Genomic DNA, 12,841 nt, shown 5'->3' with positions numbered 1-12,841 from the left:
ATTTCACCATGAATAATATGGTCACATAGTAATTAGGTATTATTCTTACTCTTGTACAAACAGAAGAATGTTACTTATGTTTTATCTTTAAGCATTGGAACAAATTGAAAATCACCGTATTCCGTTTTGTGAAATTCCGTATCTGATATACGTTCAAAAAGGGTCATTACTTGGGTTTCTATTCCAATAGGTACTACTAATCGCCCCCCTATAGCTAACTGAGATAACAACGTCATAGGCACTTCGGGAGCTCCTGCTGTCACTAAAATACGATCGAATGGAGCTTCGTTTGGTAAACCTTTATAACCATCGCCAAAATACATTTTTGGCAGACGAGACATTAATTTAGGTAATAACAACTGCGTTTGTTTGAACAATTTGTGTTGACGTTCAATCGTATAAACTCTTGCTCCTAAAAAAACTAATACACAGGACTGATAGCCACTGCCAGTACCTATCTCCAGCACCTTTTGTCCTGCCGAAACTTCTAATAATTCAGTTTGAAAAGCCACTGTGTAGGGTTGTGAAATTGTCTGTCCTTCTCCTATAGGAAAAGGCTTGTCTTGATAGGCGTGCATTTCAAAACCGCTGTCCATGAACAAATGACGTGGAATTATGCGAATAGCCTCTAAAACATCTTGGTCTTTTATTCCTTTGGTTCTGAGCAAATCAACTAACTGATTTCGCATTCCTTTATGTTTCAAGGTGTCATTTAGTTGTAACATAACAATCGTTTATCCTCAGTGAGCAAAGGTATTATTTTTTTTTCATTTTTGTAAAATTATTTAGTTCAAAAGTCATACTTTTTTTATTAACTTTGCCCTGAAAACATATCAATATAATATTTTATGAAGAGAATTAGTATCATTGTGATTCTGTTGGTCGTTTTTTCATGCAAAACGAATCCATTTACAGGTAAAAGTACGTTTAACTTTATGCCGAATAGTAATTTATTTCCATTGTCTTTTTCTCAATATTCTTCTTTTTTGAGTGAAAATAAGGTCATTACTGGAACTAAAGAAACCGAAATGGTAAAGAAAGTGGGGCAACGTATTGCGAAAGCAGCTCAAATGTGGTTGGAACATAACGGATATAAAGATTATCTAAAGGACTATCAATGGGAATATAATCTGGTACAAAGCGATCAGGTAAATGCTTGGTGTATGCCAGGAGGAAAAATTGTAGTTTACACAGGAATTTTACCTATCACACAAACCGAAACAGGCTTAGCGGTGGTTATGGGACACGAAATAGCACATGCTTTGGCTGACCATGGAGCTCGACGCATGAGTGTAGGTACAACACAACAACTTGTCGGAATGTTAGGAAACGTAGCTTTACAGAACAGTAAGTATTTAGATGAGTTTAATATGGCGTATAACGTTGGTTCTCAGGTAGGAGTAACCCTTCCTTTTAGTAGAGCCCATGAAACGGAAGCGGATGAAATAGGAATTCAAATCATGGCAATAGCAGGATATGATCCAGAAGAAGCACCAAGACTATGGGAACGCATGGATGCTAATAGTTCAGGTGGCACCATTGAGTTACTCAGTACACACCCTTCAAATGCCTCAAGGATAGCTAATCTCAAAAGTATGGTTCCTAAAGCAAGAGCCGAAGCTGCAAAATTTGGTATTAGAACGTTTCAATATAACTAAGTTACTTTCGTATTCTGAGAGTAGATTTTCAATCAATAGGCAAATTCCCTTATTTAATTAAGTTAAGTTAGAGGATTTGTGTGTTTATGACCTCAAATAAAAATAAAAATTTTACTAATGCCAAAAAAATATACGGACTTGGTATTAATGGTACTGTATACGAATATGGGTTGAGTAATATTTTGTAAAATTTGATGGGTAATTACGGAAATCAGTAATGCAAAAAACGGTTGATGTAGCTTTATTGTTTCCAAGTTGAGCGTATTAAAGGGCTGTTCAAGATGATAAAAGTTTTGTATTTTAACATTTTGGACGGTTTCTTTTTGTTTATAAGATAGAATGTTTATATTTTTGCGTTATTCTTTATCTGGAATGAAACTCATGTCATTATTATGAAAGCAGTATTATCTTTACTATTTATCCTATTTTTCTTCTTTTCTTTTTCCCAAGAGAAAACAATGACTTTAACTTTGGAGCAGTTAGTGACGATGGCAAACAGTCAATCCATAGCTTCGTTTAAGGCAAAAAATATGTACCTATCGAATTATTGGAGTTTTAAATCGTTCAAAGCAAACCGATTGCCTTCCCTTTCACTGAGTATGACGCCTTTGCGTTACAATCGAGATTTTGTAAGACGGTACGATTCCCAACAAAATATCGATGTGTACCGCCCACAACAAACCTTGTTTTCACACGGAAACCTTTCTCTAATTCAGAATTTTGATTGGTTAGGGGGAACCTTTTTTGTAGACTCAGAGTTAGGGTATCATCGTAATTTTAGCGACAATAAGTTTACACAATATTCAAGCGTACCCATTCGTATAGGATACAGACAGCAACTTTTGGGATATAACCCTTTTAAGTGGGAAAAAAGAATCGAACCCATCAAATACGAAGCTGCCCAAAAAGAGCTTCTTTACAACTTGGAACAAACAGCAGAAGAGGCTACTAATTACTTTTTTAACTTAGCGATGGCACAAGCGGAATACAAATTAGCAAAAGAAAAAATACAAAGTGCAGATACGTTATACAGCATCGGAAAAGAACGTTTTGAAATTGCTGCCATTCGCCAATCTGACCTGATGACGCTACGTTTGGATAAAATCAATGCTGAAAATGCTTTACAAACTGCTGAAATTAGTGTAAAAAGAGCAATGTTTGCGTTGGTTTCTTACTTAAACTTGGAAAAAGATACTAAAATTCTATTGAATATACCCCAAAAGGTAAAAAACATCACCATAAACCCTGAAGAAGCACTCAGTTATGCCAAGAAAAACAATCCTAACTTCCTAAAACAAAAAATACAGCTATTGGAACTACAAAAGACGGTGGATAAAACCAAGCGAGAAGCGAGATTTAATATGGGTGTTTCGGCAAGTGTAGGTTTTAATCAAGTAGCTCCGAGTTTTGACAAGGTCTATAACTCCCCCTTACAGCAGGATGTGTTTGCCATCACGCTTTCTGTTCCGATTTTGGATTGGGGTGTGAATAAAGGCAAGTACAATGTGGCAAAAAGTAATCTTTCGGTGGCGGAACTCTCTACCAAACAAGAAGAAATTAAAATTGAAGAGGAAATACTGATGACTTTGGGAGACTTTCAGGTACAACAGCAAATCATTGTTAGTGCAGAGGAAGCCTTGGAGTTGGCATCACAAGCATATCAACAGACTCAAGAACGATTTATCATTGGTAAAGCGGACATTAACAGTCTTACCCTTGCCAATGACCGACACCAACAAGCACAACGCAATTATATTTCGGCACTTCGAAACTATTGGTTGAATTATTACAAAATACGAAAATATACCCTGTTTGATTTTGAAGTAGGGGAATCCATACAAATTGATTTTGATAGTTTGAATTAAAATAATTTGTTAATAGTAAAATTAATTGTTATTTTTGACAAAATTCTGTAGTATATAATTATAAAAATGAAACAGTTTACGTACCTTATTTCCTTTCTTTTGTTGATTTCTTGTAAAAATGAATCAATACGTCCTCAAAGTGACAATCAAATTAAAATAGACCCAAACAAAAAAGAGCTGTTTTTTGACATTAAACAAGCTCAATTTTCTGAAACGATACCTCTTGAGAGTACAGAGCATTCTTTATTGGGTAATATTGATAAAATGTTAATAAAGAATAACCATATGTATATTCTTGATAAGGAGATTGCAGAGGCTATATTCGTTTTTGATGAAAAAGGAAAATTTATCTACAAAATAGATCGTTCGGGGCAAGGACCAGGAGAATATTCGTCCTTAGATGACTTTACTATCGATGAAAAAACAGGATCGTTGTTAATTTTAGATGCAGATCAGAGAAAAATTCTATATTTTGAAGGTTCTACATTCACTCACGAGAAAAAAATACCATATGATATTAGTTTTATCTCTTCCAACGGGGAAAATTTCATTGGTGTAACTAATTATTGTGACGGTGAAGGGCAAGAATGTCACCATGTGTTGTTGTTTGATAATGATTTTAATCTCATCAAAAAAGAGGAATCTTTCGTGTATGACCCTCAAAAAATAGAATGGGATTTAAGATTACCTCTATTTACATCTGCTCAAAAAAACTTTTATACAAAATCTTTTTCAAATTATATTAAACTTGTAAATGAAGGTAGCGTAAGAAATTTTGTACACATAGATTTTGGAAGTAACAATCTGCCTGAGAATGTGTTGAATTACGATAGACAAAAACTCTTAGATTATTTAAAAAAAGAAAAGAATGTTGCTTATCTAATAGATAATTTTATGATGGATGAAAATCTTGTTTACTTCAATTTCTTCTATAATCAGAAGTTGTTATCCGCTTTTGTATCTACTGAAGATTTTAGTAAGAACAGATTATTCCATAACATAATAACTATGGAAAAAGTATCTCTAACTCCTCTCTATATGCATGGTGGTTTTATCTATTTCGTAATGGACTCAATGCAAATGGAAAATCAAGTCGATACAGATTCGGAAGACAGCCATACAATGGAATCTAATCCCATTCTGTTAAAAGTTAGTAGTGAAAAAATAGTAGGTTTATTTTTTAGCAATTGATAAATAATGATTTAAAAAATGAAATTTATTAGAAATGCCTTATCTTTAATAGCTACTTTGCTTGTAATCAGTTGTAACTCGGAAAATAAATCGATTGATTTTCTGCAAGTTGACGTTAAATTAGAAGATAATACTATTCATCTTTCAGATATTTTTTCTTCGGTAGAGATTGTGCCTTTACAAACAACCGATTTATCCCTGATTACAGATGGAGCTCAGCTAAAATTTTCCGATCAGTTCATTTTTATTGAAAGTAATAAAAGTATCAAATTATTTGATTATGAGGGAAATTTTGTTAAAAATATCGACCGCAAAGGCAATGGAGCAGGGGAGTACTTGGGTATTTCAGATTTTTATGTTGATGATAATTCGAAAAAAATTGAAGTCCTTGACAAGCGTCAGAAGAAAATATTGCAGTACAACCATAATGGAGATTATTTAAGTGAAATTCCATTGAATTTTTGGGCAGTTAAATTTACTCGAGACACTAATAAAGATTTATTTGTTTACAGCGGAAACGAGAGAGATAACAATAATGCGTACAAATTCAATATATTTGATAATGAAGGGAAAAGTTATCGCTTTTATGGGATAGACGAAAAAAAGAGTAAGTTTTTACACATTTTAAACTTAGAGCACTTTTATAAAAGTGGAGATGAAATGTTGTTTTTTGAGCCTTTTAATGACACCATTTACAACTTTAAAGAAAATAAATTAAAGCCGAAATATGTCATTTCATACAACGGAAAGAACGTACCTCCATCATTTTATGAAAACAATAATTTTGGAAATATATTTGAATTTTTCCAAGAATTTAAAAAGTATGGTTACATAAACTCCACATACAACGCATTTGAAACCCAAACAAAATTATATTTTCAATGTTTCAAACAAAGTGAAAAATACCTGATTTCATACGATAAAAAAACAAGTAAGTCATTTTCTTATAACAAAATTGTAGATGATTTATTTTCAAAAGGAAAGGAATTGCCTTTTCAAGAATCGGATATCACTTTTTTTGCAGAAAACAGTACGGTAATGTTTATGGTACACCCCTCGTGGATTATTGAAAATAAGATAAATGAGCTATTTCCTAACCTAAATAACCTCAAAGAAGATGATAATCCGTTGTTGTTTATCGGAAAATTAAAATAGAAGTCATTTTTGAAGAAAAGTATTTCATCATTCGGTACTATTTTTGTGTATTTCTTTAGAGAAAATAGAGTTTGTCAAGAGCTATACAGATTAATTTTAAGATATTTTATAAATTTTAAAAATATTATGAACACAAAAAATATTTTATTTGGAATGGGACTACTGTTTTTGGGAGCTTGTGGAGACAATAAAACGGCACAAAAACAAGAAGAAAAGGAAAAAATACAACTTTTTCAAAAAGAAGAATTTGTTACAGAATTAGCTCGACTTGAAGCGGGTGAACTATTTTTCAAAAATAAAAATCCGTTTGGAGATGATATTTTATTGAAAGGAAAACAGATTGTGGGTGATACAGCTATCTTTTCAGTTAGGGAAAGTCAGCTGCTAATCAAAAATAATTATTTGATAATGAAGAGTCTAACAAATCCTGTTTTTTATATTTTCAATCTTCCTGATCTAAGACTTCAAAAGTCATTGGGTAAAAGAGGGCAAGCTCCTGATGACTTTTTGCTTCCCACAATAATTTCTTCCGTTAGTAATGATTGGCTCTGCTACTTGTTTGAAAATTCGCAGAATAAACTCTATGGTTTAGATGAAAAAGGTGATATCCAAATTATTAATAAGCCATTTGAAGAATTTAAAAAGCAAGAACTTGGTGCGACCTTACAACTTGCCAATGTAAGTGATGATGACTTTATGTACGTGACGGATAGTAAAACAGGTAAAAGTATTTTTCGCATTACACAGAAGGGAGATTCCACCAACAAAAAAGAAGTTTTTAACCTTGGATTAAATCCCACCCGAAAATCTCCTTTTGCTTACATTGGTGATTTTGCTGTAAATCCTCAAAAAAACCGAATGGTATATGCTTATAAATATTTCAAAATCATCAAATTTATGGATTTGGAAGCTCAAACTGTTCGTACAATTAATTTTGAACGAGATGGATTTAATGAAGAAAGCCCCTATAAAATAAACGGATTAGACCAAAATATAACCCACTATTGGGGAGTTTGTGCACAAGATAATTATGTTTATTTTCTCTATAGTGGACGTACTCCTGAGGATGTATGGAAAGAATCTCAGAAAGAAAACTATTATATTTTTGTTGAACAATACGATTGGAATGGCAATCCTATTTGCCGGTACAAATTAGACCAATGGGGATATTTCACCATTGATGAGAAAAACAAAAAACTATACTTGGCTTCAACAAATCACGATGACCCTTTTTTTGAGTTTCAATTGCCTTAATATAATTTAAAAATGTCTTTTAATCAACCTAAAATATCATCATTCAGTATTATTTTAGTGTTTTTGTGCATTTCTTTAGCGGGAATAGCACTTGTTCCTTTATTGCCTGTAAAGTTAGCTCCCTCTCAAAATCTCCCTGCTCTGACAGTGTCTTTTTCGATGCCCGGAAGTGCATCGCGTGTGGTGGAAATGGAAGCTACTTCAAAAATAGAAGCGATGCTTTCCCGTATTAAAGGTATTAAAAAAATTACTTCTCGTTCGGGAAATGGTTGGGGAAGCGTTTCCTTGGAAATGGATAAACACACTTCCATTGATGTTGCTCGTTTTGAGGCATCCACCGTTATAAGGCAGTTGTGGGGCGATTTACCAAGAAGTGTTTCTTACCCACAATTGCAAGTGCGTCGCCCTGATGAAAATGCGAATCGCCCTTTTCTAAATTATACTCTCAATGCATCAGCACCACCCATTACTATTCAAAATTATTGTGAAAACAGCATCAAACCCCGACTTAGTGAGATTGAAGGTATCTATAAAGTGGATGTAAACGGAGCAACTCCTATGGAATGGCAACTTCAATACGACAACGACCAACTGAACCGAATGGGAGTAAGTGTGGACGAAATCCAACGAGCCATACAGTTGCATTATAATACACAATTTTTGGGTATTGGAGAAATTGAAGATAATGGAAATGTTCGAAAATTTGCACGAGTTGTCTTAGGAGATGCTTCTGAAAAAGAAACTTTTGACGCTTCCAAAATTTCTGTCACCAATAAAGACGGAAAGATACTCTATTTGAATCAATTAGTAAATGTAAGTAGGGTGGAACAAGCTCCCCGAAGCTATTATCGTATCAACGGACTCAATTCCATCTATATTTCCATTTCGGCAGAAGAAAATGCCAATCAATTGCAGTTGAGTAACGAAATCAAAAAATTGATGGAAGATATTAGAAAAAATCTTCCGCAAGGGTATGAATTACATCAGAGTTACGACGCTACCGAATACATCAAAGATGAACTCAACAAAATTTACTTCCGAAGTGGGCTTACTATCCTGATTTTATTGGCTTTTGTATTGCTCATCTCACGAAATTTTAAATATTTGTTCCTTATCGTTAGCAGTTTGTTCATCAATCTGGCAATAGCTGTTGTGTTATATTATTTTTTCCGTTTGGAAATACAACTCTATTCGTTGGCAGGGATTACCATTTCCCTTAATTTGATGATTGACAACACCATCATAATGACCGATCATTTGCGAACCAAAAATAATCGAAAGGTTTTCTTACCTATTTTGGCTGCCACACTAACTACCATCGGAGCTCTTTGTATGATTTTCTTTTTAGACGAACGGTTGCGACTCAATCTACAAGATTTTGCGATGGTGATCGCCATCAATTTAGCGGTTTCGTTGCTCGTTGCCTTGTTTTTCGTACCTGCAATGATGGAAAGAATTAAAATCGCTAACAAAACACGAAAATCACGACAGAAATTCCGTATATCGAAGTGTTTTATTGTAAAAACAAGCCGATTTTATCAAAAAATCATTTTGCTTTTAAAGAAAGGAAAATGGGCTGTATATGTATTTTTTATTCTTTTGTTTGGACTACCTGTTTTTTTGCTTCCCGATAAAATTGATAAGGAAACTCGATGGGCGGAGCTGTACAATAATGTTTTCAATACGGCAACTTACAAAGAAAAAATAAAACCCATAACGGATAAGGTTTTTGGAGGAACCTTGCGTTTATTTGTTCAGAACGTATATGAGCGGGGATATTTTGACCGAAATCAGGAAATGGTCTTAACCATTACCTCTTCAATGCCCAACGGGACTACACTCTCACAGATGAATACTTTGGTACAGCGAATGGAAAGTTATCTTTCTACTTTTTCTGAGATAAAACAGTTTCAAACCTCTATAAATAGCCCTAACAGAGCTTCCATTTCTGTGTATTTTACCAAGGAAGCGGAACGCTCGGGATTTCCGTACAGACTGAAAAATAGTGTGATTACCAAAGCCTTGGAATTGGGTGGCGGTAGTTGGGGTGTTTTTGGGTTGGAAGACAGAGGATTTAGCAATGACGTGAAAGAAACTGCGGGAAGTTTTTCGGTAAAATTGTTGGGATATAACTACGATGAGCTGAACACTTGGGCAGACTCTCTGAAAAATAATTTACTGAAACATCGTCGTATCCAAGAAGTGACCATCGGTTCAGATATGTCTTATTACAAAGATGATTATCAAGAATTTATGTTTAACTTAGATAAAAAACAACTTGCCATTCAGAATATGTCTCCCTCTCGGTTGTTTAATTCGCTTTCGAGTATGTTTGGTAGGGACATTTGGGCAGGAAGATTGTTTGTTGATGGACAAAATGAAGATATCGTACTTCACAGTAAGCAATCCAAAACATACGATATTTGGGCATTGCAACACGCTGGAAATCATTTTGACGAACAATTTCATAAACTGAATCAATTTGCTCAAATTACCAAAGGACAAGCTCCGAAAGAAATCGCCAAAGAAAATCAACAATACCGATTGATAGTGCAGTTTAATTACATAGGTTCTTCCCAACAGGGAAATAAGGTACTTGATAATGAAATAGAAAAGCTCAACAGTAGCTTGCCTTCGGGATATAAAGCCGAAAAACAAGGTTGGAATTGGAATTGGGGAAAAGATAAAAAACAATATTGGCTATTGGGTTTGCTTATTGCGATTATCTTTTTTACTACTTCCATTTTGTTTAATTCGCTCAAACAACCTTTTATTGTTATTTTGATTATCCCTATATCATTTATTGGGGTTTTTCTTACGTTTTATAGTTTCGACTTGAATTTTGACCAAGGCGGATTTGCATCGTTTGTACTGCTTTCAGGGATTACGGTAAATGCTAATATTTACATTTTAAATGAGTATAACGGTCTTCGTAAAAAATACCCTAATCTTTCCTCAGTAAGAGCTTATTTGAAAGCGTGGAACAGTAAATATTTTTGAATACTTACCATTTTCTACTTTTTTTAGGATTTGTAAATGAGTTTCCACTTGCTGCCAGGAACGATGGGAGGATGCTCTTTTCGCTGTAGGAATTTTTATATTGTTACCGATGTTTTGTCAAAGAAAATAATCTATTTTAAAATTGAAAAGTTCACACTTTAAGGACTATTTAGTATTTCAAAAAATAAAAGATGGTAGATAAAACAAAAGACCAACAAATAACGCTGTGGATTGAAATGTATTCAGAGTCATTGCCTCCAATAGGGCTTTTTACTGGTTTCGGATAAGGAAGATGCGGCCGATATCGTGCAAAAGTTTTCTTTTTCTTCATTTGAATCTTTTCAAGAGAAAAGTAGTCCACTTACGTGGTTGTACAATATTCTTCGCAATAAAACAGCCGATTTTTATCGGAATAAGTATAAAAATCCTGTCAGTACGAGTCTTTCTGATTTTTTTGATGAAGATGGAATCTGGACAGATCAGAGCGTCTTAAACTTTTGGCAAGAAATATCAGAAAATTCCTCAGAAAAGGAAGATTTTTCACGAGTTTTGGAGGAATGTATTGAAAAATTGCCACCACGATGGAAAATTCTCGTCAAACTTTATTATTTAGAAGGGAAAAAGACGGAAGTAGTTTGTCAGGAAATGGAAATTTCAACGACTAATCTGTGGAAAATATTGCAAAGGAGTCGTTTACAGCTCAGAAAATGTTTGGAAATTAATTGGTTTGGAAATGTTTAGCAGAATTATACATTATTTTATATTGCCTTGTAGTGAAATTTCATTGCTCATTGAAAAGAAAGCAGCGGGAAAAATTTCCTTCTTTGAAAAAGTGCGTCTTTTTTCACATTTGAGGGTGTGTCGCCTTTGTGAGATGTATCACGAAAAAGTGATATTTTTGGATAAATCACTTCAAAATACAGAAATCGGTGAAAAAAAAGTTACTTTTGATGATTCTGAAATTCAGTTATTTAAGAATAAAATGAAAGAAAATATAAAAAAATAGTTCTTTTTTTGTCAGGTTTTTTAAAAGTTAACGACTATAAGGATGTACGATTAATTATACATTTTTAAAATAACTTTTTTTTGAACCAGATGAAAAAACAAATCTTCAAATTGTCGTTGTCAGATGAAAAATCACAAATAGGCTATTACGTATCTCTTTTCGGGGCTTTTAATTTTATTTTGGAAGAATTTCAAAATTCACAACAGCTGAAGCCAATGCGATAAAACCTTTGGTCGAAAATCATTTCTTAACATTTTGGGCATACATGAGTGTACAAGCCGTTTTCAAATCTTGTCGGTATCGTTGAAATTACATTGGCTTTATTGCTTTTACTCAGTCCGTTTTTTCCAAAATTGAGAAAATATGCTGCCTACGGAATGATAGTAACTTTTTTAGTAACAATTAGTTATTTGTTTACTACTCCAAATATGTGGCGAAAAGTAGAATGGCTACCAATTACAGATTTTTTTATACTGAAAGACCTTGTATTGTTGGGTTTCAGCCTAATGTTGGTAGGAAAACAAGAAAAAAAATAATTTTAAATTAGATGTCAAAATGAAAAATATAATTACTTTTATGGCGGTATTGCCTATCATGATTTTGCTTACAAGTCAATCAAAATCTCAAAGGAATCAGTGAAAATTCAAGAGTCAGTTATGAAAAAGCAGAATATGGATATCAAAACAAAGAATAACAAAAAGGATATGAAAGAAATTTATTTTGCGGGAGGTTGTTTTTGGGGAACAGAACACTTCTTTAAGCAAATTCGTGGTGTTATTGCCACTCAAGTTGGGTATGCCAACGGAAATACCCAAAGGCCAAGTTATGAAGAAGTATATACCGATAAAACGGGATTTACGGAAGCTGTGAAAGTTGTTTATGACCCGAAAGAGGTTGATTTACAATTGCTTTTGGATTTATTCTATAAAACTATCGACCCAACCAGTTTAAACAAACAAGGAAACGATATAGGAACACGTTATCGTACAGGGATTTATACTGTTGATGATTCTGATAGAAAAATAATTGAGAAATCACTTAATGAATTGGCTTCCAAATATAATCAGCCGATTGTGGTGGAGAATTTGCCTTTGAAAAATTTCTATGATGCGGAAGAAAATCATCAAAATTATTTAGATAAAAATCCGGATGGGTATTGTCACATAAATCCCAAATTGTTTCAGGTGGCAAAAGAAGCTAACTCTTTGCCTAAAAACGGTAAAAAAATGTACGAAAAACCGACCGATGACGTATTAAAGGATAAGCTTACCAAAATTCAGTATGAAGTTACACAAAAAAACGCTACGGAACGTCCTTTTCACAATGAATATTGGAATGAATTTCGCGAAGGAATTTATGTGGATATTACCACAGGTGAGCCTCTTTTCATTTCAACAGATAAATTTGAATCGGGATGCGGTTGGCCAAGTTTCTCCAAACCGATTGATAAAAAACTCATTGCGGAGAAAATAGATAAATCGCACGGAATGACCCGTGTAGAAGTCCGAAGCAAAACAGGTGACGCTCATTTAGGACACGTATTTACAGATGGACCTTTGGACAAGGGAGGATTGCGTTACTGTATCAATAGTGCTTCTCTGCGTTTCATTCCAAAGGAAGAAATGAAAAAGGAAGGGTATGGTGATTATTTGAAACTGCTGAAGAAATAAATTCTTCTTATTAGATTTGGACTTCTAATAAAAATGTTCACA

The 12,841-nt window shown here is 33.8% G+C and carries 11 protein-coding genes; 10 read left to right on the top strand and 1 reads right to left on the bottom strand.

The window, feature by feature from the left end:
- Positions 1 to 74: 74 nt before the first annotated feature.
- On the bottom strand, positions 75 to 725 hold the full coding sequence (locus CGC49_RS01500) for a protein-L-isoaspartate(D-aspartate) O-methyltransferase (RefSeq protein WP_042006253.1): 651 nt from the start codon (positions 723 to 725) through the stop codon (positions 75 to 77).
- Between the two features lie 123 nt (positions 726 to 848).
- On the opposite strand from CGC49_RS01500, the gene CGC49_RS01495 reads away from it, so the two are divergent.
- The 10 genes from CGC49_RS01495 (at position 849) to msrB (ending at position 12,799) form a co-directional block, all read left to right on the top strand.
- Positions 849 to 1,658 carry a M48 family metallopeptidase gene (locus CGC49_RS01495; protein WP_042006252.1) on the top strand — a complete coding sequence of 270 codons (810 nt, stop codon included), beginning with the start codon at positions 849 to 851 and terminating at the stop codon, positions 1,656 to 1,658.
- Positions 1,659 to 2,050: 392 nt separating this feature from the next.
- A complete protein-coding gene (locus CGC49_RS01490; RefSeq protein WP_095911698.1) occupies positions 2,051 to 3,523 on the top strand; it encodes a TolC family protein in 1,473 nt (490 codons plus the stop codon).
- 66 nt (positions 3,524 to 3,589) lie between these two features.
- Positions 3,590 to 4,714 (top strand): 6-bladed beta-propeller, encoded by a 1,125-nt coding sequence (locus tag CGC49_RS01485; RefSeq protein ID WP_095911697.1) that lies wholly within the window; start codon positions 3,590 to 3,592, stop codon positions 4,712 to 4,714.
- 18 nt (positions 4,715 to 4,732) lie between these two features.
- Positions 4,733 to 5,869: a 6-bladed beta-propeller gene (locus CGC49_RS01480; RefSeq protein WP_095911696.1), complete on the top strand. Its 1,137-nt coding sequence runs from the start codon at positions 4,733 to 4,735 to the stop codon at positions 5,867 to 5,869.
- A gap of 126 nt (positions 5,870 to 5,995) precedes the next feature.
- A complete protein-coding gene (locus CGC49_RS01475; RefSeq protein WP_157908980.1) occupies positions 5,996 to 7,123 on the top strand; it encodes a BF3164 family lipoprotein in 1,128 nt (375 codons plus the stop codon).
- Positions 7,124 to 7,135: 12 nt separating this feature from the next.
- Positions 7,136 to 10,123, top strand: coding sequence for an efflux RND transporter permease subunit (locus CGC49_RS01470; protein ID WP_198540632.1), 2,988 nt, complete (start codon positions 7,136 to 7,138; stop codon positions 10,121 to 10,123).
- Between the two features lie 306 nt (positions 10,124 to 10,429).
- Positions 10,430 to 10,864, top strand: coding sequence for a sigma-70 family RNA polymerase sigma factor (locus tag CGC49_RS01465; protein ID WP_369801100.1), 435 nt, complete (start codon positions 10,430 to 10,432; stop codon positions 10,862 to 10,864).
- 354 nt (positions 10,865 to 11,218) lie between these two features.
- On the top strand, positions 11,219 to 11,353 hold the full coding sequence (locus CGC49_RS11375; protein ID WP_369801099.1) for a hypothetical protein: 135 nt from the start codon (positions 11,219 to 11,221) through the stop codon (positions 11,351 to 11,353).
- A gap of 45 nt (positions 11,354 to 11,398) precedes the next feature.
- Positions 11,399 to 11,665 (top strand): DUF417 family protein, encoded by a 267-nt coding sequence (locus tag CGC49_RS11370; RefSeq protein ID WP_369801098.1) that lies wholly within the window; start codon positions 11,399 to 11,401, stop codon positions 11,663 to 11,665.
- A 120-nt stretch (positions 11,666 to 11,785) separates the two neighbouring features.
- Complete coding sequence (gene msrB, locus CGC49_RS01450) at positions 11,786 to 12,799, top strand: peptide-methionine (R)-S-oxide reductase MsrB (RefSeq protein ID WP_095912656.1); 1,014 nt, start codon at positions 11,786 to 11,788, stop codon at positions 12,797 to 12,799.
- The last annotated feature ends 42 nt before the right edge of the window (positions 12,800 to 12,841 follow it).

The organism is Capnocytophaga sp. H4358, assembly GCF_002302515.1.
Taxonomy (GTDB): domain Bacteria; phylum Bacteroidota; class Bacteroidia; order Flavobacteriales; family Flavobacteriaceae; genus Capnocytophaga; species Capnocytophaga canis.
This window is presented reverse-complemented; position numbering and strand designations above follow the sequence as displayed.